Consider the following 21,648-nt stretch of genomic DNA (forward strand, 5'->3'; position numbering starts at 1 on the left):
ACAGACAGCACACAGCACAACGGCCCCTGACCATTTCCCTGGTCAGGGGCCGTTCACCTGCGGTGGGTGTGGGATTTGAACCCACGGTGACATCGCTGCCACGACGGTTTTCAAGACCGTTCCCTTAGGCCGCTCGGGCAACCCACCCGCGCCCCGGCCCACCTGGGGCGGAGCGGGTACAGACTACCGGGCGCGGGCGCCGCTCGGGGGGCGCGGTCCACACGAGGTCCACCGGCTCGGTGCCCTCACCTGGGCCGCCCCCCCGGACCCGGGCCGGCCGGGCGGAGGTCAACCGGGTCCTCGGGCCGCTCGGACGGTCTGCCTGACCGGCTGCCCCGCGTCGCCGTTCGTGGACGGTGGCGCGGGGCGGGGCCAAGAGGTGAGCACGCGCGCGTGGGTGTCAGCTGTCGCCCTTGCGGGAGCCGAGGGTGAGGTCGACGGTGTGGGACTTGCCGTCGCGCTCGTAGGTGATCGTGACCTTGTCGCCGGGCTGGTGGGTCCAGATCTCGCCGATGAGGGTCGGGCCGCTGTCGATCACCATGTCGTCGAGCTTGACGATGACGTCGCCGGGCTTGAGGCCCGCCTGGGCCGCCGGGCCGCCCGACTCGACCGCGGAGGAGCCGCCCTCGGCCGTCTCGGTGATCTTCGCGCCCTCCGTGGAGTCCGCCAGGGAGACGGACGCGCCGATCTTGGCGTACACCGGCTCGCCGGTCTTGATCAGCTGCTGGGCGACGTACCGGGCCTGGTTGATCGGGATGGCGAAGCCGAGGCCGATCGAACCGGACTGGGTGGTACCGCCCAGGCCGCCGCTGCCGGTGGACTGGATCGCGGAGTTGATACCGATGACGTTGCCCGAGGCGTCCAGCAGCGGGCCGCCGGAGTTGCCCGGGTTGATCGAGGCGTCCGTCTGGAGGGCGCTCATGTAGGAGGCGGCGCTGCTGGTGCCGTCGCTGGAGGCCACGGGGCGGTTCTTCGCGCTGATGATGCCCGTCGTGACCGTGTTGGACAGGCCGAAGGGAGCGCCGATCGCGATCGTCGAGTCGCCGACCGCCACCTTGTCGGAGTCGCCGAGGGTCAGCGGCTTCAGGTTCGAGGGGGCGTTCTTGAGCTTGATGACGGCGACGTCGTAGCCCTGGGCGTGCCCGACGACCTCGGCGTCGTACTTCTTGCCGTCGGGGAAGGTCGCCGTCACCTTGCCGCCGTCGACCGCGTCCGCGACGACGTGGTTGTTGGTGACGATGTGGCCCTGGGTGTCGAAGACGAAGCCCGTGCCGGTGCCGCCCTCGCCGCTGCTGGACTCCGCCTCGATGGTGACCGTGCTGGGCAGCGCCTTGGCGGCGACCCCGGCGACCGTGCCCGGGTCGCGCTTGACGTCGCCGCCGTTGGTGGACGCGGAGACGGTCGTCGAGCCGGTGTCGTCGTCGTTCTTGGCCAGCGTGTAGCCGAGTCCGCCGCCCAGGCCGCCCGCGACCAGCGCGGCGACCAGGATCGCGGCGACCAGCCCGCCGCGGCCACGCCCGGACTTGGGCGCGGGTTGCTGGTAGGAGGCACCCCAGACGGTCCCGCCGGGGCCACCCGGACCGCCGACCCCACCGGGGCCACCGGCGGCGGCACCGCCGGCGTTGTGGGCGCCGTACGCGTGCGTGCCCGCGCCGGCGTCGGCGTAGAGCGGCGTCGTCGGGGCCGGGTTCGGCCAGTCGTCGGCGGTGGCGGCCGGGGCCGGATGGGGGGCAGGGGCGGTCTGCGGAGCGGTCGGCGGCGGCCAGTCGCCGTCGACCGGGGCCGGCGCCCCCTGCGGCGCGGTGGGCGGCGGCCAGTGGCCCTCGGGCGCGCCCGAGGGGGCGTGACCGGCTTCCGGTGCCTGCGCGGGCGCCGCCGGGAGCGGAGTCGTGGGCGCTCCGGCGTCGGGCGCGGACGCCTGCGGGGAGGCCGAGGGAGATTCCACCGGCACGGGGGGTGCGGACGGGGCCGGGGGTACCTGGGTGCCCTCGCTCTTGCCCTCGTTCTCGGTGCTCACAGCTCTTCTCCTCGATCCACGGCTGTTGTCGTCGGTCGCACTGGGTCACACTCGCCCGCGCTTGTCACGCTTGCGCACGCTTTGTCGTCGACCCGGCGCGCTGAAGCTGTGCATGTGCTTTTGTACGTCTCAGCTTTTCCCACGGGCCGTCAGAGCACCATAAGCGGTGGCTGTGGGTCCTTGGCCATTCCTTATATGGGTCATTACGAACAATAAGTGCGCATCATCGAAACATCTCAGAGGGTTCTCAGACGACAGGGCGCCGATGGCACCATGACGCGGTGACCCACGCACGGCAGCACCACATTCAAGTCGTCGCCCACCGCGGGGCTTCCGAGGAGGCACCCGAGCACACCCTGGCCGCGTACAAGAAGGCCATCGAGGACGGTGCGGACGCCCTCGAGTGCGACGTACGGCTGACCGCGGACGGCCATCTCGTCTGCGTACACGACCGTCGCGTCAACCGTACGTCCAACGGTCGCGGCGCGGTGTCCGCCCTGGAGCTCGCCGACCTCGCGGCGCTGGACTTCGGCTCCTGGAAGACACGGGAGGCCCGCGAGGCCTGGCATGCGCGCGAGGAGGACCCCGACTGGGAGGTCCGCCCCGAGGACCGCGCGGAGACCTCCGTCCTGACGCTGGAGCGCCTGCTGGAGCTCGTCTCCGACGCGGGGCGCCGGGTGGAGCTGGCCATCGAGACGAAGCATCCGACGCGCTGGGCCGGACAGGTGGAGGAACGGCTGCTGGTGCTGCTGAAGCGGTTCGGCCTGGACGCACCGGCGTCGGCGGCCGAGTCCCCGGTGCGGATCATGAGTTTCTCCGCACGATCGCTGCATCGCGTGCGTGCCGCCGCGCCCGCGGTGCCGACGGTCTACCTGATGCAGTTCGTCTCGCCCCGGCTGCGCGACGGGCGGCTGCCCGCCGGGGTCCGGATCGCCGGTCCCTCGATCCGGATCGTGCGCAACCATCCCGCGTACATCGAGCGCCTCAAGGCGGCCGGCCACCGGGTGCATGTGTGGACCGTGAACGAGCCGGAGGACATCGACCTCTGCGTCGACCTGGGCGTCGACGCCATCATCACCAACCGCCCGCGCGAGGTACTGCACCGAATGGGTCGCTGAGGCACCCGACAGTCGGCCGCGCCCGGCCACCCTTCGCGTCCGCCACCCATGGCGCCCGGCCACCCTTCGCGTCCGCCACCCATGGCGCCCGGCCACCCGCCGCGTCCGGCCACCCGCCGCGCCCGGCCACCCCATGGCGCCTCACAACCCACCGCTCTCAGCCACGCGTCACGCCCGACAGAGGTCACAACAGTCACAAGAGTCACAGAAGCCCCGTCCATCCTCTTGACCCCACAGCGCCCTTACAGCATCCTCCGTTCTCAGCCATACCGTCCAAATCAAGCCACTCACTGACAGGCCCCTCACAGGGAGTGCTCCGGCGCGTTCGTTCCGTGTTCGAAGATGACGAATGCGTCTCCGGGGCCGCATTGGCCGGTTTCCGGTACAGGCCAATGGGGCATCCACACCGTGGCGTGGGGCGAAGGAGGTCTCGGGGGTGGCGTTGGTGGTGGCACAGGAGGTGCCCGCGTCGTCGAGCATGGCCGTACCCCATGGCCCTGCGGGCGTGGGGAGCGCAAGACACCGTATGCGCGATCAGTTGCGCACGGGCGGGGTGTCGGAATCGGTCATCGACGATGCCGTACTGATCCTTTCCGAACTTTTGAGCAACGCGTGCAAGCACGGCAGACCACTGGGCGACGCCCTACCCGGGGACGGCGACGTCCGGGCCGCGTGGCGTGTCGATCCGGGCGGCCGGCTGGTGGTCGAGGTGACCGACGGCGGTGGACCGACCCGTCCGGCCCCGGCGACTCCCTCCGTCACCGCGCACGGCGGCCGGGGACTCAACATCATCACGGCGCTGGCCGACGACTGGGGCGTCCGGGACGACGCCCGCGGCGAGGTCACGGTGTGGGTCGTCGTCCACGCGGACGTCCACGACCCCGACGCGGGCTGCCGCCGCGACGACTTCGCGTCCCGGGTCGCGGCCCCGTCGGTGGCGTCGATGCCCGGCCTGGACTTCGCGGACGTGTTCGACGACCTGGACTGACCGGAGACGGCCGGGGCGGCAGGCGAGGCGCGGGAGAGGCGGCGGCAGGGTGCAGGCGGCAGAAGCACCCTGGACGGCGGAGCCGACAAGCGGGGCGAGGCGGACGGGCGGGGCTCACCAGTGGGACAAGTCCGAGTCGCGGCCCGGTCGGAAGGGACTCGAAGCCGTCGGCGGACGCCCCGTAGGGCGTCGTGGAGCGCACCGCGGTGATCGCCGGGCCGTTCCCGGCGCCGGTCGTCCACAGGCCCCGCGTCGTCCACAGGTTCCCGTGACGGAGCGTACGAACGGCTAGGCTCCCGCCGTACCAGACGAGCCGTACCCGGGAGACACCCAGATGGCCAAGAAGCGACCCCAGACGAAGGCCAAGCGGCCGCAGCCCACCGACGCGGACATCCCGGTCGTCGGCGCGCGGGAGCCCTGCCCGTGCGGCAGCGGCCGCCGCTACAAGGCCTGTCACGGCCGGGCCGCCGCGCATGCCGTGACCGAGCTGGTGCAGCGGCCCTTCGAAGGCCTGCCCGGCGAGGGCGACTGGGTGGCGCTGCGTGAGCTGGTGCCGGCCGCCACGGTCGAGCTGACGCTCAAGGACGGCCTGCCCGAGGGCGTCCCGTCCGTCACGCTCGCCACGGTGCTGCCGATGGCCTGGCCCGCCCTGCGCCGTGACGACGGCTCGGTGCTGCTCGGCCTCCAGAACGACACGCCGTCGGGCGACATCAGCCGCGACCTCGCCGACACCCTGCGGCGGGCCCTGGAGGCGGAGCCGGGCACTCCGGTGCAGGCGCGCCGCGCTCCGGCCGACGGTCCGCGGATGCAGGATCTGCTCGCCGCCGAAGGCGTGTTCGAGCCAGTTGTGCACAGCGGTTTCGAGTTCTGGGTCCCGGACCCGGAGAACGCCGCGCCGGAGGTGGCCGCCTCCCTGGAGCGGGCCAACGCCGCGGCCATCCCGACCGTGAAGCTGACCGGAGTGGACGCCGCGTACTGGTGCGAGACGCCGGACAAGAACCACCTGCGCTGGGTCATGCCGCACCCGGAGGAGCGGCTTTTGGACGCCCTCGCGCGGCTGCACGCGGCGGGCCGTTCGAGCCTCGGCGAGGGCACGCGCCTGGTCGGCTCCTTCCGGGCGCACGGTCTGACGGTGCCCGTCTGGGACCTGCCGAGCGCGGTCACGGCGGACGACGTGGAGAAGCCGGCGGCCGAGTTCGCCGAGCGGCTCGCGACCGCCCTGGCCTCGGACGCTCCGCTCACGGCCGACGAGCGCCGCGCGCGGGGCGGCCTGACCAACCGACAGGTGACGCTCAGCTGACACACGGGGACGGGCTCCGGCCGAACTGACCGACCGGTCAGCAGGTATCGGGCCGGCGGGCGGCGTGACTCCGCTCACAACTACCCTCCGCACAGGGTGAGTCGGCGCGAGAAGCGCCGATTCGCCGGTGTCCGGAATACCGATGAAAACAAGAGATCGAATTTGCGTGGAGCAGATCTCTTGTTACCGTTCGAGTTGCCCGGTTGCTGATGCATCCCCCGTCGTCAGCAACCGGGTCTTTTCATGTCCGGCGCCGTTTACAGGATGCGGTCGCACGTCAACTGCCCGCAACCGTCGGGGAGTTGCTCCCGGAGCGCAGCAGCAGCGGTCCATCGCCGGTCGCTCGCGCGAACTCCGCGACCGCGGTGTACTCCGCCAGTTCTCCGCGGGTCCGCTCATGGGGTGTCTCGCAGGATTCCGGCTCGTCCTCGGCACCCACCGCGCAGTGCGTCCGCACGGTACGGCCCTCGGGTCCCATGAAGCTCAGAAAGGCGTCCAGGGCGCGTCCGGTGGCGTTGCGGTAGTAGGTGCGCGCCCAGCTGTCCTCCCCCTGGGACAGCACGCAGGTCTGCGCCTCCACGCCGTCGGGGGAGGTGAGTTCGGGGCCGCAGCGGGCGGCCGTGGCCAGTCCCAGGCCGAGGAGCAGCGGGGACCGGGAGGGCTCGACGGGCGGCGCCTTCGGATCCGTACCGCCGACGGCACGGGTGGCGGCCGCTTCGGCCGCGCCGGCCGTACGCCCCTCGTCGCCGGCCGGCCCCGCGGACGCCATGGCCAGAGGCAGCGCGATCGCGCCTGCCACGGCGCCCCCGAGGGCGAGGAGACGAAGGTTCATGTAGCGGAAGATAGAGGGCGAACACCGGTGTGCCGTCCGGCGCGCGCCCGACACCCCTACAACTCGGGTGCGCTCACACCCGTACGAGTGAGGGCGTCGACGACGGCGTCCACCACGGCCTCCACGTCGGGCACCCAGGGCGAGGCCGAGCCGGGCAGCGGCGCGCGCTCCCACCGGATGTCGCCGCGGCCCGTCTCGGACGGGGGCAGCGCGATGTAGCCGCCCTCGCCGTGGAAGCGGAGGGAGCCGGGCACGAAGTCCTTGGCGTAGAGCAGTTCACCCAGCTGCTCCATGGTGTAGGGCCGGACGAGGACCGACCAGCGGGTGGGCGAGGCGACGACCGGGCCGAGCCGGATGCCCTGCCGGTCGAGCGCCACGAGCGCGCGCGAGGCCGCGAGGGCGGGGAGGCTGACCGCGCAGGGGGCCGTGCCCCCGGTGGCCAGGATGATCGGTGCGGTCGGCCGGTTGGTCCACCACCAGCGCACCATGCGCGCCTCGGTGGTGGCCGCGAGCAGGCCGGGGTCGAAGGGGTGAGCACCGGGAACCGTGCACTCCGGGTCCGGACAGCCGCAGCGGGAACGCCCCTGCGGGTCCGCCGGCACGCCCGGGAGGACGGGCCACCGCCATTCCGTCGCGAAGGTCAGGGCCGAGTCGATCAACTCAGGTCCTCTGTCGCTGGACTGGGACAGGAGCCTGCGTCGCTTTCCGAGGATCTCGCGCATGAGCGCTCGTTCCTTTCCGTTGCACCGCTGGCAACACCGTGGGCCACATCACATCATGTGTCGATCACTTCACTGTGCGTACCTGTTGGCGCATCACACCCCTGTACGAGACAAGGGGAACCCCTCAGGGTCGAGCGGTGGCTGCTTCCGCGGCCACTCCGTTCGACTTGCATCCATCTAATGCCTGGGCGTGGCGTGGGGTGGCGAAGTCTGGCGTTTGACGTCGCGCGTATTTCTCTTCGCCTCCGCCACGGGAGGATGGGGCACGGTCGTCGATGACTATGACGCCCGGGCCGGTCACCAGGTTCCGGAAGGCTCCCGACGAGCTCCCGACGACACCTGGCCCTTACCGAGTACGTACCCATCACGACCGCTGTGACGCTCCGTGGAGCAAGCCCAGTCGACCGCAATCACCCGTTACCCGAGGCATTTTTAAGCCAACTTTACAATTCCGCAAGGGAGCCGGAAGAACTGTGCCCGATTCTCCCAAAGAGCCCACGGACACCAGCAAGCCCAGCAGGACAATGCTGGACATCCCCTCACGAGTGCGTGTACATGTGGAGACACCGCTAGCGGCGCAGAATGACATGGGGGTTTGCGATGCTTTTGAGCAATACGCTCCGGTCCGAGAGCCGGACGCCATGAACGCCCCTCACCCTCCGAAAGTGGCCGGAATCGATTCAACGGTTCCCTCGCCCGCACACACTGTCGCGCCCGCGCCCGCCACCCCGGGCGCCCCGACGGTCCCTGCCGCCCCCACCGGCGCGTCCGGTTCCACCGGCCCGGGCGCCCTGCTGACCGACCGGCTCGCCGGCTGGGTCTCCGATCTCACCACCCTCCACGAACTCACCGAACGCCTGGCCCGTACGGACGCGTTGCCGGACAGCCTCGAGGAACTGCTGCGCGCCGGAGCCGCTCTGGTCGGCGCCCGGCGCGGTCTCGTCGTCCTCGAACCCGCCGACCGGCTCGGGCCGGACCGCATGATCGGGCTGGGCCTCGGCCGCGCCGATCTCGGCCACATCGAGACCGTGCCGCGCAGCGCCCTGTCCTACGGCCGCATCCTCGAGGGGCTGCCCGGCGGCGAGGGGGAGATCGCCGAGCCCGACCTGTTCGCCGAGGACGGCATGGACCCCCGCCACCGGGAGGTGGCCGCCCGCCTCGGCTACGCCGCGAGCTACGCACTGCCCCTGGAGACGGACGGCACTCCCGGCCGCCTGGGCGCGGCCGTATGGCTCTACGACGAGCCCGCCGAGCCGGACGAGCGCCAGCGCCACCTGATCGGCCTGTACGTCCGCTACGCCGCCGAGCACCTGGCGCGGCTCCTGGAACTCGAACGCACGCGCGCGTGCATGCGGACGATGGCCGAGGAACTGCTGCCCTCCCGGCTGCCGCGGGTGCCCGGCGTCCAGCTCGCCGCCCGGCATCACACGGGTCCGCGCGGGGGCGGTGACTGGTACGACGCGCTGCCGCTGCCGGACGCCGCGCTGGGTCTCGCCGTCGGGTCCGTCACCGGGTCCGGGCCGAGCGCGGTCGCCGCGATGGGCCGGCTGCGCGCCTCCCTGCGGGCGTACGCGGTGATGGAGGGCGAGGACCCCGTCGCCGTCCTGTCCGACCTGGAGCTGCTGCTGCGGCTGACCGAGCCCGCCCGGTCGGCCACCGCGCTGTTCGCCTACTGCGAACCCGCCCTGCGCAAGATCACTCTGGCCGGCGCCGGGCACTGCCCGCCGCTGCTGGTCGGCGAACGGCGCACGGAGTTCGCCGAGACCTCCGTCTCCGCCCCGCTGGGCATGCTGGCCTGCTGGGAGGCGCCGAGCGTCGAGCTGGAGGCCGAGCCCGGCGAGACGGTTCTGCTCTACACGGACGGCCTGCTGCACCGCACCGGCGAACCCGTCGACCGCGCCTTCGCCCGGCTGCACGCGGCCGCCGCGGGGGTCCCCAGGCCGCTGCGCAACGATCCGGGCGCGATCGCCGACCACGTGCTGCGCACCCTCCTTCCGGACGGCGCGGCCGAACGGGACAGCGACGAGGACGTGGTGCTGCTCGCGGCCCGTTTCGAGTGAGCCGCCGTCACAGGCCGTGACAGGTCTTTCGGCCCTGGGCCCCCTTACGTACGTCCGTACGATGGAGGGGGTCCAGTGCCGTATCAAGGAGGATGACCGTGGCCGACGAGCTCACCCCGGCTGTGCCGGACGATGCTGCCACCGCAGCGGGCCCGGAGACTGAGAGTGAGGAGCCCATCAAGCAGCGGAAGAACGGCCTGTACCCAGGCGTCTCCGACGAGCTGGCCGAGAACATGAAGTCCGGCTGGGCCGACACGGAACTGCGGGACCTGGAGCCGATCGCCCAGGCCGCCGAGACGGCCGCCCGCCGCGCCGCGCTCTCCGCGCGCTTCCCGGGCGAGCGCCTGGTGATCCCCGCGGGCAACCTGAAGACCCGCTCGAACGACACGGAGTACGCCTTCCGCGCCTCCGTCGAGTACGCGTACCTCACCGGCAACCAGACGGAGGACGGCGTCCTCGTCCTGGAGCCCGTCGCCGACGGCCACCGGGCCACGATCTACCTGCTGCCGCGCTCCGACCGCGAGAACGGCGAGTTCTGGCTGTCCGGTCAGGGCGAGCTGTGGGTCGGCCGCAGGCACTCGCTCACCGAGGCGGAGCGGCTGTACGGCATCCCGGCCGCCGACGTGCGCCGACTGCCGGACGCACTGCGCGAGGCCACCGGCCCGGTGCGGGTCGTGCGCGGCTACGACGCGGGCATCGAGGCGGCCCTGACCGACAAGGTCACCGCCGAGCGCGACGCCGAACTGCGCGTCTTCCTCTCCGAGGCCCGCCTCGTCAAGGACGACTTCGAGATCGGCGAGCTCCAGAAGGCCGTCGACTCGACGGTCCGCGGCTTCGAGGACGTCGTGAAGGTCCTCGACCGGGCCGAGGCGACGAGCGAGCGCTACATCGAGGGCACGTTCTTCCTCCGCGCGCGGGTGGAGGGCAACGACATCGGCTACGGCACCATCGCCGCCGCCGGTCCGCACGCCTGCACGCTGCACTGGGTGCGCAACGACGGCCCGGTCCGCTCCGGCGACCTGCTGCTGCTCGACGCGGGCGTCGAGACGCACACGTACTACACCGCCGACGTCACGCGCACGCTGCCGGTCGACGGCCGCTACACCGAGATCCAGAAGAAGATCTACGACGCCGTTTACGACGCCCAGGAAGCCGGTATCGAGGCCGTCAAGCCCGGCGGCAAGTACCGCGACTTCCACGACGCCGCGCAGCGCGTGCTGACCGAGCGGCTCGTGGAGTGGGGCCTCGTCGAGGGCCCGGTCGAGCGGGTCCTCGAGCTCGGTCTCCAGCGCCGCTGGACGCTGCACGGCACCGGTCACATGCTCGGCATGGACGTCCACGACTGCGCCGCCGCGCGCGTGGAGTCCTACGTCGACGGGACGCTGGAGCCCGGCATGGTGCTGACGGTCGAGCCCGGCCTGTACTTCCAGGCCGACGACCTGACGGTGCCCGAGGAGTACCGCGGGATCGGCGTACGGATCGAGGACGACATCCTCGTCACCCGGGACGGCAACCGGAACCTGTCGGACGGCCTGCCGCGCCGCTCCGACGAGGTCGAAGCCTGGATGGCTTCGCTGAAGGGCTGACACATCGCTGTCGGATGGCCGGGTACGGGTGAGTGCCCGGCCATTCACCTGTCCGGGAGGAACCCCGGGCGGGCGGACTTCCGCGCGGGGCGGGGCTGGTGTGCAGGGGCGTTTTCTGTCTGGGGGAGACCGCGTGAACGACTTCTGGTCCGGTGTCGGCGTCGATCTGCACCTGGATCCGGATGCCGCCGAAGGGCGGCGGGCCGGTCTGGAGCGGGCACTGCGGGACGCCGTGCGGGAGGGGCGGCTGGCACCCGGCAGCCGGCTGCCGGCCACCCGGCGGCTCGCGGCCGAGACCAGCATGTCCCGCAACACGGTGAAGGCCGCCTACGACCAGCTGGTCGCCGAGGGCTATCTGACGGCGCGCCAGGGCTCGGGCACCCGCGTCGCGGCCCTGCCGTCCGACGCCGCCGCACCACCGGACGCCGCCGCACGCGCGCGTGAGCCGCGTTTCGACCTGCGGCCCGGGAGCCCGGACGTCGGGGCGTTCCCGGCCGCCGCCTGGCTGCGCGCGCTGCGCCGGGCCATCGCGACGGCGCCCTCACTGGCGTACGACTACGGCGACCCGCGCGGCCGCATCGAACTGCGCACGGCGCTCTCGGGGTATCTGGGGCGGGCCCGGGGGGTCATCGCGCCGCCCGAGCGGATCGTGATCACCTCCGGGTACGTGCAGGGTCTCGCACTCCTCACGCGCGTACTGGGCGGCACCGGGATCGCGATGGAGGACCCGGGGCTGCCCTTCCACCGCGAGGTCGTACGGCGCAACGGCGGGACCGTGACGCCGGTGCCGGTGGACGAGCGCGGGGTGCGGGTCGGGGAACTGAGCGACGCCGGGGCCGTGGTCGTCACGCCCGCGCACCAGTACCCGACCGGCGTGACGCTGCACCCGGGGCGGCGGCGGGCGCTGACGGAGTGGGCACGCGCGCGTGACGGGCTGATCGTCGAGGACGACTACGACGGGGAGTTCCGCTACGACCGGCAGCCGGTCGGCGCCCTCCAGGGGATGGCGCCGGGGCGGGTCGTCTATCTGGGCACCGCCTCCAAGACGCTCGGGCCCGCGCTGCGGCTGGGCTGGATGGTGCTGCCGCCGCAGCTGGTGGACGCGGTCGCCGACGTCAAGCTGCACAGCGACCACCACACCGAGACCATCGGGCAGCTCGCGCTGACCGAGCTGATCGTCGGCCACGCCTATGACCGGCACGTGCGCGCGTGCCGGCTGCGCTACCGCCGTCGCCGGGACCTGCTGCTGGAACGGGTGGGCGGGCGCCGGGGCGTGCGCGGGATCGCGGCCGGGCTGCACGCCCTGGTGGAGGTCGACGACGAGGCGGAGGTGCTGGCGCGCGCGGAGGCGGAGGGGCTCGCGGTCGGCCGTCTCGGCGAGCACTGGCACACTCCCGGCGCGGGCCGTCCGCAGGGGTTGGTCGTGGGGTACGGAACGCCTCGGGAGCGGCTGTACCCGGAGGCGCTGGAGGTGCTGACGAAGGTCCTGGGCGGCGGCCGTCCCTGATCGGACCGCGACCGCACCCCGCCGGACCCGGCCGGGCCTCGCGGACCGGGACGGACTTCGCCCGGGACAGCGCGGGGCAGGGGCGAGCGGGCAGGCAGGCGGGCAGGCGGGCAGGCAGGCAGGCAGGCAGGCAGGCAGGCAGGCAGGCAGGCAGGCAGGCAGGCAGGACAGGGTAGGCAGGCGGGCAGGCGGGCAGGCGGGCAGGCGGGCAGGCGGGCAGGGACGAACGGGGTGTGATCCGGGCGGGATTGGGCCTGTTTTGCGGCCGGTGATTGGGGCTGTCGAGCGGCCCACCGCGCCCCTAGCGTCGTCGGTATGTCGAAGACTCGCCCCGCGCGGCTGCTCGCGGTCGCCCAGTTGGCCAACTCGGTCGGGGACGGCGCGTACTACACGACGTCGGCCCTGTACTTCACCCAGGTGATGGGGCTCGCCCCCGCGCGCGTGGGCCTCGGTCTCACCCTCGGGTGGGCGGTCGGCTCGCTGGCCGGAGTGCCGCTGGGACGGCTCGCCGACCGGCGCGGAGCGCGCGGCACGGCGGTGCTGCTGGCCCTCACGACCGGGCTCGCGGTGGCGTCCTTCACCCTCGTGCGCGGCTTCGTGCCGTTCGTGCTCGTGGCGTGCGGGTACGCGGCCGCGCAGTCGGGGCTGGCGGCGGCCCGGCAGGCCCTGCTGGCCGGGTTGGTGCCGGCCGGGGAGCGGACGGGACTGCTCGCCCGGCTCCAGGCGACGCTGAACGCGGGGCTCGCGGTGGGCGCCGGGCTCGGCGGGCTCGCGCTGCACGCCGGGACGCGGGAGGCGTACCTCGGGGTGTTCGTGGTCGACGCGGTGAGCTTCCTGGTGTGCGCGTCGCTGCTCGCCCGGCTGCCCCGGCCGGCTCCCGGCGCGGTCCGTCCGCGCGGGAGCGGCCTCGGGGTGCTGCGGGACCGGCCGTACGCCCTGGTGGCGCTCCTGAACACCGTGCTGCTGCTGCGGATGCCGCTGCTCAGTCTGGTGCTGCCGCTGTGGATCACGGAGCGGACCGGGGCGCCCGCCTGGCTGGTCTCCGCGCTGTTCGTGCTCAACACCGCCGTGGTGACGGTGTTCCAGGTGCGGGCGGCCCGTGGCGTGACGGGGTTGGCGAGCGCCACGCGCGCGGTGCGTCGGGCGGGCTGGGTGATGTGTGCCGCGTGCGCGGTGTTCGCCCTGTCCGCGGGCGCCTCGCCGTGGGTGGCGGCGGGCGTGCTGGTGCTGGGGTCGGTGCTCCAGGTGGTCGCGGAGATGGGGCAGTCCGCGGGCTCCTGGCAGCTCTCCTTCGACCTGGCGCCGGCCGACCGGGTCGGCGAGTACCAGGGGTTGTTCGGCACCGGTGTCACGGTGGCCCGCACCCTCGGTCCGCTGGTCCTGACCTGGCTGCTGGTCGAACGGGGCACACCGGGCTGGCTGCTGCTGGGCGCGGCGATGGTCGCGGCGTCGTACGCGATGGGGCCGGCCGCCCGGCGGGCCGCGGCCGACCGGGCGGCCGGGCCGTCGGCCGCGCTGGTCCCGGCGAGCTGACGGCGCCGCCCACCCTGAGCACCCTGACCACACCGGACGAGCCTGAGCAGACCCGCGCAACCCGGAGCAGGCCCGAGCGCGCCCCTGGCCCACGCGCTCCGGGGCGGCCCGAAGACCGCCGCCTCATACCCTGCGCCCTACGTCCGCCGCGGCCCGTGGCGGGCCCGTGTCCGGTTGCCCGATGCCTGCCGCCCGTTGCCCGTTGCCCGTTGCCCGATATATGTCGACGGCCGCCCGATACCTGTCGCCTGTCGCCTCTCGACGGCCGCCTGTCGTCGCCCTCGGCCCGCTCAGGGCGCCCGGGTGAGTGCGGTGACCGGCAGGGAGTCGACGAAGAGCGCGCCCGCCAGGAGACCCGCGCTGCCGCGCGGGCTCCACGCGCGCGTGTGGAGGTCGGTGTCGAGCTCGGACAGGGCCGCGCGGCCGGCCGGGGTCGCCGTGCCGCCCGCCTCGAGGATGCCGCGGGCCCCGGCCTGTACATGACGCAGCCCCAGGGGACCGGCGGTGTGCAGGAGTTCGGTGTCCTGGAGGGTGGACATGACGGTGAGCAGGGCGTCGAGTCGCGCCTCGGGTTCGTCCGCGCCGGCCGAGCGGGCCGCGGCCAGCGCGTCCAGGGCCCGCCGTACGTGCGGGAATCCTGCGCGTGCCTCGCCCCGGGCACCGGCCGCGCCGTACTTCGCCGAGACCGTCGCGCCCCGCGAGGGACGCCGCGGGGCGGCCCGGTCGGGGTGGGCGGCGATCCTCTTGGCCGTCGCGGCGACGTCGACGCCCCGCGCGCGGGTGTCGAGGGCGGCCGCCGCGACCAGCAGGCCGAGCGTCCACAGCGCACCCCGGTGCCCGCCCCCGGCGAGGCCCACCGAATGCTCGGTGCACCTTCCGATCGCGCCCAGCTCCGCGCGGAGCCGGGGCGTGGGTTCGCCGGTGCGACGGGCGGCCGCGGCCATCGCCGCGAGGCCGGGTGCGAGCGCCTTGGCCGACCAGCGCAGCCCGCGGTGGTCCTTGCGGGTGACGCGGGCGGCCAGGTCACGTGGGTCGGGCAGGCCCGGCTTGGGAGCCAGGGCCAGTTGCCCCGTCAGCGCGGCCACGGCGGCCTGCGCGAGCGCCTCGTCCTCACGGCTTGTCATGTACCGACCCTATGAGGAGGCGGAGGCCGACGGGGTGTCGCTCGGCGGGGTGCCCGTCGGAGCGTCACCGGGGGTGCCGCTCGGGGGCGTACCACCGCCGCCTCCGCCGCCGCCCGCACCGGTGTTCTCGGCGTCGGGGTCCACGCCCAGGGTGATGGACCCCTTGTAGCCCTTGGAGGGATCGGCCTTGTGCACGGCCTTCAGGGTCAGCAGGCCGCTGGGAACGCCGCCGCCGTCGTAGACCATGTCGTTGTCGAGGGTGGTGTAGCTGCCGGAGTGCCGGGAGTAGGGCTCCAGCGTGAAGATCTCCTCGGCGATGTCGTCGGGGAAGAAGAGCTGGCCCGTGTAGTTGACCTTGCCGCCCTCGTAGGTGCCGTCCTCCTTCTGGCCGCCCGTGTGCACCTTGAGGTGGATGTGGCAGGTGCGCGGGGTGTACCAGCCGGGGAAGATCGTCTCGAACTTGACCACCCCGTTGGCGTTGGCGATCTGGTAGCCGCGCAGGTAGGTGTCGTCGTCGGCGGTGGAGCCGTCCTCGCTCTCCGCCGGGGCCGAACCGCCCGGGTTGGCGGTCGTGTAGCCGGAGTAGTAACCCCAGGCGTCGCAGTGCCAGATCTCGACAGCGGCCCCGGAGACCGGCGTGCAGCCGTCGGTGGCGTCGACGACGGTGAGGCGCAGGGTCAGCGGCACACCGCTCTTGCCCTCGGTGATGTCCTTGCGCACCAAGGCACCGTCGAGGTAGTAGGGCCCTTCCGTGACGCTCGTCATCAGCGTCATACAGCTGCTGCTCGTGGAGGTCGAGGTGGCGGACGCCGACGCGCTCGCCGCGTCGTCCGCGGCCGTGTCGGCGAAGGCGGCCTGGTACCCGGCGACGGCGAGACCGCCGGCCGCGACCGTGCCGCCGGTCACCACGAGGGCGCGGCGCCGGGTAATGGTGGAGTCCTTGTGGTTTCCCGTCATGGACATGAACGTAGGGAGGGCAGCCGTCAGCGACATGAGGGAACACTGAGAGGGACCTGTGAGCGCCCGGAAGGCCGAACTCCCGCCTCCCGGAGAGATCCTGCCGGCCCCGACCGGCCCCTGCCCGCCCCTGCCCGCCCCGAGGGGACGCCTGCCGTGACCGACGCGGGGTCAGACGGCGATGAGCGGAGCGTCCTTGCGCCACTTGAGGATCTTGTCGAAGCTCACCACCGCGCCGCTGCGGCCCGGCTTGTTGCCGATGTGGACGTGGTCGGCGAGTTCCTGGATGAGGTAGAGGCCTCGGCCGTGCTCGGCGTAGGTGTCGCTGTGGACGGGGCGGTCATGGACGGAGTGGTCCGCCCGGCCGGTGCGGCCGCCGGCGAATCCCGGCCCCGAGTCCGCGACTTCGATGCGGCACTTCTCGCCGTCGAGGTAGGCGGTGACGCGGTACGCCTCCGAACAGCCGCCGCGCGCGGCGCCCCCGCCGTGCTCGACGGCGTTGGCACAGGCCTCGCTCAGGGCGACGGACAGGTCGTAGCTGACGTCGGGATCGACGCCCGCCGTCTCCATGGTGCCGAGCAGCAGGCGGCGGGCGAGCGGCACGCTCGCGGCATCGCGCCGCAGATGGAGTGACCACCAGATGCTCATGCTCCAGCCTCCAGGCCGCGGCTCGACATACCGATACGTATTGCCCCTCGAGGCCCTGCGTAAGCGCGAATTCCGCGTGATGCCGCCCATATGGGGGATGCCCGCGGCTCTGAAATCGGTGTATGTGGGACCCAGGGCCATCAGTCGTACCAGTCATTACAGAAGATGATCTTCCGCATCGTACGGAATCTTGTGGACCTGCCGTATGGACGAGGTGAGGCCAGTGCGATGATGAGCCCGCCATGACTGCCCCCCACAGCGAGCGCTCAGGTCGCGATCTACGGCTGCTGCGAGCCGCGGTGTTCGCCGTGGTCTGCGTCGTGCTGGCCGCGGCCGGGCACACCATGGCCTCCTGCGCCACGGTTCCGCTGTGGACACTGGGCGCGGGATTCCTCGGCGCCCTCGCGGTCGTCGTGCCGCTCGCCGGACGCCGGCGCTCGCTGCCGGGCATCGCCGTACTGCTCGCGGTCGGGCAGACCGTGCTGCACACGCTGTTCGGACTCGGCCAGCACACCGCCTCCGTCACGGCTTCCGCCACCGCTTCCGCCTCCACCACGGCCTCGGCCATGTCCGACGCCACGCTCGTCGCACGGGCGGCCCGGCTGGTGTGCGGGGCCACGGCGGCCGCGATCAGCCCCGCCCGGGCCCAGCGGATCCTCGTCGACGCGCGGCTCTACCCGAGCGGCGACGGCGGCGCCGCCGGGAGCGGTACGGAGATGAGCGGCATGAGCGGGATGGGGGCCGCGCATCACCCCGCGGACGCCCTGGCCACCGCCGGCACGTCGATGTCCCTGCTGCCGTCCCTGCCCATGCTGCTCGGCCACGTCCTCGCGGCCGTCGCCGCCGGATGGTTGCTGCGGTGCGGTGACACGGCCCTGCTGCGGCTGATCGCCCTGTCGGCGCACGGGGTCGCCGAGGGCGCGCTCGTACGTTCCCTGCGAGGGGCGCTCGCGCTGGTGCGCGCTCTGCTCGCCGGGCTGCCCGCCGTACCCGGGGCGGGACCGCGCGTCCCGCGCGCCGCCCTGCTCGCGGCCGTGCCCGCTCCCCGCACCACCGCACTCCAGCACTCGGTGATCAGACGCGGCCCACCGGACGTGTCCCTTCTCGTCCTCGCTGCCTGACACGACACGACCAGCACTCCACATCAGGGGGGAGCGGCCGCCGTCGTGCGGCACGCGCGCGTGCGCACCCGTGTGCCCACGCCTCTCTCACCCGCAGATTCACTCAGAGTGGAGTGCTCGCTGTCATGAAGGCCTCTCGTATCGCCTCCCGCGTCGCCGCCGCCGCTGCCGTCGCCGGTTCCGCCGTTCTCGTCCTGTCCTCGCCCGCCTTCGCGCACGTCAGCGTCGCCGCCGAGGGCACCGCCGCCAAGGGCGGCTACGCGGTCGTCGACTTCAAGGTCCCCAACGAGCGGGACAACGCCTCGACCACCAAGCTCGAGGTCACCTTCCCGACCGACCACCCGCTGGCCTCCGCGATGCCGGAGCCGGTCAACGGCTGGAAGATCGCCGTCACCAAGGCGAAGCTCGCCAAGCCCATCGAGCTGCACGGCAAGCAGATCTCCGAGGCCGTCTCCAAGATCACCTGGACCGCCACCGGCAAGGGCATCGAGGCCGGCTACTTCCAGAAGTTCCCGGTCTCCGTCGGCGCGCTTCCCGAGGACGCCGACGAACTCGTCTTCAAGGCGATCCAGACGTACTCCAACAACGAGGTCGTGCGCTGGATCGAGATCCAGGAGGACGGCGCGGAGGAGCCCGAGAACCCGGCTCCCGTGCTCGCCCTGACCGCCGCCTCCGAGGACGAGCACTCCCACGGCGCGGCCGCCGAGGACGCCTCCGACGAGTCCTCCGACGACGCCAAGGCGGCTTCCTCGACGACCGAGGCGGCCTCCGACTCCGACAGCAGTGACACCACCGCCCGGGTCCTCGGCGTGGTCGGCATCGTCGTCGGCGCCGCCGGTGTGGCCTACGGCGTCCTCGCGGGCCGCCGCCGGAACACGACCGAGGCCTGAGCCCCACCCCAGCGTCGGGCGGCCGCGGTCGCCCGACGCCTGCTCCTCGACGGTGCGCACCGGGGCACCTGGGCCCTGTCGTACAGCCGCCCCGTACACCCCGGTGCGCGCCGGAGTTCACACATCTGGGACATTTTTCTATGCGCAAGAAGACGTTCGCCGTGGCCGCGCTGCTCGCCGCCGCGACCCTCACCCTCTCCGCCTGCGGTGGCGGCGACAGCGGCAGCAGCCCCGTCGCCGTCGTCTCCGAGGACGGCAAGCAGCAGGCCGCGACCGTGCTCGACCAGCCCTTCACCAAGCCCGACCTGGTCCTCACCGACACCCGGGGCAAGAGCTACGACCTCCGCAAGGAGACCGCGGGCCACCCGACGCTGATCTACTTCGGCTACACCAACTGCCCGGACGTCTGCCCGCTGACGATGAACAACATCGCCGTCGCCAAGAAGCAGCTCCCCCAGGCCGAACAGGACGACCTGCGCGTCGTGTTCGTCACCACCGACCCGGACCGCGACACCCCGGCCGCGCTCGGCACCTGGCTCAAGGGCATCGACCCGCAGGTCGTGGGGCTGACCGGGAAGTTCGCGACCATCCAGGCCGCCGCCCGTACCCTCGGCATCTCCGTCGAGGCGCCGCACAAGGACAAGAACGGCAAGATCGTCTCCACCCACGGCACCCAGGTCGTCGCGTTCTCCCCGAAGACGGACGGCGGTTACCTCATCTACGGCGAGGACGCCACCGTCGACGACTACACCAAGGACCTCCCCAAGATCCTCAAGGGCGCGAACCCGTGAGGCGTGTGAAGGCCGCGAGGCCCGCGCGACCGCTCGCCGTGCCCACCGCCGTGATCACCGGGGCGCTGCTGCTCACGGGATGCGGGTCGGACGCCGACGGGCCGGCCGAGCTGTCCGTCCGGGCCGCCTACATCCCCCAGCCCGTCTCCGACACCATGGCCGCCGGATTCCTGACCATCGTCAACGAGGGCGGTACGAAGGACGAGCTGACCTCCGTGACCAGCACCGCGGCGGACAGCGTCACCCTCCACGAGACCGTCGGGTCGTCCATGGAGGAGGTCACGTCACTGGACGTGCCCGCGCACGGTCAACTCGTGTTCAAGAGCGGCGGAAACCATCTGATGTTCGAGAAGCTGAAGAGCAAGCCGGTGCGGGGCGGGACGGTGACCGTGGAGCTGCACTTCGCCACGTCCGATCCCCTCGAGGTCGAGATCCCGGTGAAGTCCGCCACGTACAACCCGCAGACCGGCCAGTGAGGGAGGGACCACCTTGACGCAGACCATCGCCCCCCGCGTCCGGATGCTCGTGCTGCTGTTCCTGGCGGTCACCGGCGCGCTCCTGGCCGGCGCCGGGCCCGCATCCGCGCACGCCGCGCTGACCGGCAGCGACCCCGCGCAGGGGGTGGTGGTCGACAAGGCGCCCACACAGGTGTCGCTGACCTTCTCCGAGACCGTCTCGATGAACGACGACTCGCTGCGCGTCCTCGACCCCAAGGGCAGCCGGGTCGACACCGGCAAGCCCTCCGGCGTCAGCGGCACCACCTACGCCGTGCAGCTGCACTCGGGGCTGCTCGACGGCACCTACACGGTGACCTACCAGGTGGTGTCCGCCGACAGCCATCCCGTCGCCGGCGCCTACACCTTCTCCATCGGCTCCCCGTCCAGCACCAGCGTCTCGGTGTCCGACCAGGCGGCCGGCGGAGGCGTCGTCGGCTGGCTCTACGGCTTCGGCCGGTACGTGTCGTACGCCGGGTTCATCATGATGACCGGCGGGGCCGCCTTCGTCCTCGCCTGCTGGCAGCGCGGCACCGGCGTCCGGGCCCTTCAGCGGCTCGTCGTCTCCGGCTGGGTCGCGATGACCGCGGCCACCCTGTTCCTGCTTCTGCTGCGCGGCTCCTACACCGGCTCCGGCAAGCTCGGTGACGTCTTCGACCTCGACCTCCTCGGGGAGGTCCTCCAGACCAAGACGGGCGCGGCCCTCGTGTCGCGGCTGCTGCTGCTCGCCGCGGCCGCGCTGTTCATCGCCGTGCTCTTCGGCGCGTACGACAAGCGCGAGGGCGAGGAGAAGCGGGACCTGACCTTCGGGCTCGCCATCGGCGGCACCGTCGTGGCCGCGGGGCTCGCGGCCAGCTGGGCCATGGCCGAACACGCCTCGACCGGACTCCAGCCGGGCATCGCGATGCCGGTCGACGTGCTGCACCTGCTGGCGGTCGCGACCTGGCTCGGCGGGCTCACCGCGCTCCTCGTCGCCCTGTACCGGGCGCCCGCCGACCGGCCCGTCGAGGCCCCAGCGGCGCGCCGCTTCTCCCGGCTGGCCCTCAGCAGCGTCTCCGTCGTGGTCGCCACCGGCACCTACCAGTCCTGGCGCCAGCTCGGCTCCTGGTCCGCCTTCACCGACACCCGCTACGGCCAGCTGCTGCTCGTCAAGATCGGACTCGTGGCGCTGCTCGTCGGCGTCGCGTGGATCTCGCGGCGGTGGACGGCACGGCTGGCGGACACGACGCCCGGGGAAGCCGTACGCAAGTCCGCACCCGCCAAGGAGCGCGTCACGGCGTCGGCCGGGGCCGGGGACACCGCGAAGCAGACGACCGGCGACGCCGGGTCCGGGTCCGCGAGCACCAAGCCCGGCTCCGCGAATGCCAAGAGGGCCGCGCAGCTCGCCCGGCAGCAGGCCGCCGTCGACGCCACCCGGCAGAGGCGTCTGCGTGACTCCGACACCCACCGCTTCGGTCTGCGCCGCTCGGTGCTCGCCGAGGCCGGCATCGCCGTCGTGGTGCTCGCCGTCACCACCGTCCTCACGTCGACCGAGCCCGGCCGTACGGAGCAGGACGCGGCGGCCGCGAACCGGGCCTCGTCCTCCTCCTCGTCCTCCGCGGGAGACTCCGCGTCGGGTGCCCTGACGCTGGACATGTCGTTCGACACCGGCGGTACGGACGGCAAGGGCGTGGTCAGCGTCGACCTCGACCCGGCCCGCACCGGCGCCAACGAGATGCACGTCTATGTGACCCGGCCCAACGGCCGCGCCTTCGACGTGCCCGAGGTCAAGGTCGCCTTCACCCTCGAGGCCAAGGACATCGGGCCGCTGCCCGTCGTCCCCGACCACATCACCACCGGCCACTGGTCGGCCTCCGGCGTCCAGATCCCGATGGCCGGCGAGTGGGAGGTCTCCGTGACCGTGCGGACCTCCGACGTCGACCAGGTGACCGTCTCCAAGAACGCGCAGATCGGCTGAACC

General features: G+C 72.7%; 18 protein-coding genes and 1 tRNA gene. 12 read left to right on the top strand and 7 right to left on the bottom strand.

Going from position 1 to position 21,648, the window contains the following annotated elements; translation table 11 throughout:
* Positions 1 to 60 precede the first annotated feature (60 nt).
* A tRNA-Ser gene (locus tag AOQ37_RS13730) sits at positions 61 to 147 on the bottom strand.
* A 253-nt stretch (positions 148 to 400) separates the two neighbouring features.
* On the bottom strand, positions 401 to 2,017 hold the full coding sequence (locus AOQ37_RS13735) for a S1C family serine protease (RefSeq protein ID WP_062644704.1): 1,617 nt from the start codon (positions 2,015 to 2,017) through the stop codon (positions 401 to 403).
* A 281-nt stretch (positions 2,018 to 2,298) separates the two neighbouring features.
* On the opposite strand from AOQ37_RS13735, the gene AOQ37_RS13740 reads away from it, so the two are divergent.
* The 3 genes from AOQ37_RS13740 to AOQ37_RS13750 all read left to right on the top strand — a co-directional run bounded on the left by AOQ37_RS13740 (position 2,299) and on the right by AOQ37_RS13750 (position 5,423).
* On the top strand, positions 2,299 to 3,135 hold the full coding sequence (locus tag AOQ37_RS13740; protein ID WP_062644706.1) for a glycerophosphodiester phosphodiesterase: 837 nt from the start codon (positions 2,299 to 2,301) through the stop codon (positions 3,133 to 3,135).
* 349 nt (positions 3,136 to 3,484) lie between these two features.
* Positions 3,485 to 4,123 (top strand): ATP-binding protein, encoded by a 639-nt coding sequence (locus AOQ37_RS13745; RefSeq protein ID WP_062644708.1) that lies wholly within the window; start codon positions 3,485 to 3,487, stop codon positions 4,121 to 4,123.
* A 334-nt stretch (positions 4,124 to 4,457) separates the two neighbouring features.
* Positions 4,458 to 5,423 (top strand): DUF5926 family protein, encoded by a 966-nt coding sequence (locus AOQ37_RS13750; protein ID WP_062644711.1) that lies wholly within the window; start codon positions 4,458 to 4,460, stop codon positions 5,421 to 5,423.
* 277 nt (positions 5,424 to 5,700) lie between these two features.
* Here the strand turns inward: AOQ37_RS13750 and AOQ37_RS13755 are convergent, their stop codons facing one another.
* Positions 5,701 to 6,255, bottom strand: a complete 555-nt coding sequence (locus AOQ37_RS13755) for a hypothetical protein (RefSeq protein WP_062644713.1) — start codon at positions 6,253 to 6,255, stop codon at positions 5,701 to 5,703.
* 56 nt (positions 6,256 to 6,311) lie between these two features.
* Complete coding sequence (locus AOQ37_RS13760; RefSeq protein ID WP_062644715.1) at positions 6,312 to 6,977, bottom strand: bifunctional DNA primase/polymerase; 666 nt, start codon at positions 6,975 to 6,977, stop codon at positions 6,312 to 6,314.
* 524 nt (positions 6,978 to 7,501) lie between these two features.
* Here AOQ37_RS13760 and AOQ37_RS13765 point away from each other — a divergent pair.
* The 4 genes from AOQ37_RS13765 (at position 7,502) to AOQ37_RS13780 (ending at position 13,663) form a co-directional block, all read left to right on the top strand.
* Positions 7,502 to 9,037, top strand: a complete 1,536-nt coding sequence (locus tag AOQ37_RS13765) for a PP2C family protein-serine/threonine phosphatase (RefSeq protein WP_078890166.1) — start codon at positions 7,502 to 7,504, stop codon at positions 9,035 to 9,037.
* A 92-nt stretch (positions 9,038 to 9,129) separates the two neighbouring features.
* Positions 9,130 to 10,623, top strand: a complete 1,494-nt coding sequence (locus AOQ37_RS13770; RefSeq protein ID WP_199825003.1) for an aminopeptidase P family protein — start codon at positions 9,130 to 9,132, stop codon at positions 10,621 to 10,623.
* A 133-nt stretch (positions 10,624 to 10,756) separates the two neighbouring features.
* Entirely contained in the window at positions 10,757 to 12,130 is a 1,374-nt protein-coding gene (gene pdxR, locus AOQ37_RS13775) for a MocR-like pyridoxine biosynthesis transcription factor PdxR (RefSeq protein WP_062644719.1), read from the top strand.
* A gap of 315 nt (positions 12,131 to 12,445) precedes the next feature.
* The gene (locus AOQ37_RS13780; RefSeq protein ID WP_062644720.1) at positions 12,446 to 13,663 is read left to right on the top strand and encodes an MFS transporter; all 1,218 of its coding nucleotides are present in this window, start codon (positions 12,446 to 12,448) and stop codon (positions 13,661 to 13,663) included.
* Between the two features lie 290 nt (positions 13,664 to 13,953).
* On the opposite strand, the gene AOQ37_RS13785 is transcribed toward AOQ37_RS13780, so the two are convergent.
* The 3 genes from AOQ37_RS13785 to AOQ37_RS13795 all read right to left on the bottom strand — a co-directional run bounded on the left by AOQ37_RS13785 (position 13,954) and on the right by AOQ37_RS13795 (position 16,392).
* Positions 13,954 to 14,787 carry a triphosphoribosyl-dephospho-CoA synthase gene (locus tag AOQ37_RS13785; protein WP_062644722.1) on the bottom strand — a complete coding sequence of 278 codons (834 nt, stop codon included), beginning with the start codon at positions 14,785 to 14,787 and terminating at the stop codon, positions 13,954 to 13,956.
* Between the two features lie 9 nt (positions 14,788 to 14,796).
* Positions 14,797 to 15,744: an intradiol ring-cleavage dioxygenase gene (locus AOQ37_RS13790; RefSeq protein WP_234436896.1), complete on the bottom strand. Its 948-nt coding sequence runs from the start codon at positions 15,742 to 15,744 to the stop codon at positions 14,797 to 14,799.
* Positions 15,745 to 15,915: 171 nt separating this feature from the next.
* A complete protein-coding gene (locus AOQ37_RS13795; RefSeq protein ID WP_062644724.1) occupies positions 15,916 to 16,392 on the bottom strand; it encodes an ATP-binding protein in 477 nt (158 codons plus the stop codon).
* Positions 16,393 to 16,634: 242 nt separating this feature from the next.
* On the opposite strand from AOQ37_RS13795, the gene AOQ37_RS13800 reads away from it, so the two are divergent.
* The 5 genes from AOQ37_RS13800 to AOQ37_RS13820 all read left to right on the top strand — a co-directional run bounded on the left by AOQ37_RS13800 (position 16,635) and on the right by AOQ37_RS13820 (position 21,645).
* The gene (locus AOQ37_RS13800; protein WP_062644726.1) at positions 16,635 to 17,513 is read left to right on the top strand and encodes a hypothetical protein; all 879 of its coding nucleotides are present in this window, start codon (positions 16,635 to 16,637) and stop codon (positions 17,511 to 17,513) included.
* Between the two features lie 125 nt (positions 17,514 to 17,638).
* Positions 17,639 to 18,403 (top strand): YcnI family copper-binding membrane protein, encoded by a 765-nt coding sequence (locus AOQ37_RS13805; protein WP_062644727.1) that lies wholly within the window; start codon positions 17,639 to 17,641, stop codon positions 18,401 to 18,403.
* Positions 18,404 to 18,543: 140 nt separating this feature from the next.
* Positions 18,544 to 19,194 (top strand): SCO family protein, encoded by a 651-nt coding sequence (locus AOQ37_RS13810; protein ID WP_062644729.1) that lies wholly within the window; start codon positions 18,544 to 18,546, stop codon positions 19,192 to 19,194.
* Positions 19,191 to 19,670 carry a copper chaperone PCu(A)C gene (locus AOQ37_RS13815; protein WP_374701500.1) on the top strand — a complete coding sequence of 160 codons (480 nt, stop codon included), beginning with the start codon at positions 19,191 to 19,193 and terminating at the stop codon, positions 19,668 to 19,670. Before AOQ37_RS13810 ends, AOQ37_RS13815 begins: the two co-directional genes overlap by 4 nt.
* Before the next feature lie 13 nt (positions 19,671 to 19,683).
* Positions 19,684 to 21,645, top strand: coding sequence for a copper resistance CopC/CopD family protein (locus AOQ37_RS13820; protein ID WP_062644731.1), 1,962 nt, complete (start codon positions 19,684 to 19,686; stop codon positions 21,643 to 21,645).
* The last annotated feature ends 3 nt before the right edge of the window (positions 21,646 to 21,648 follow it).

Origin of the sequence: Streptomyces maremycinicus (assembly GCF_001184025.1) — a bacterium.
Taxonomy (GTDB): domain Bacteria; phylum Actinomycetota; class Actinomycetes; order Streptomycetales; family Streptomycetaceae; genus Streptomyces; species Streptomyces maremycinicus.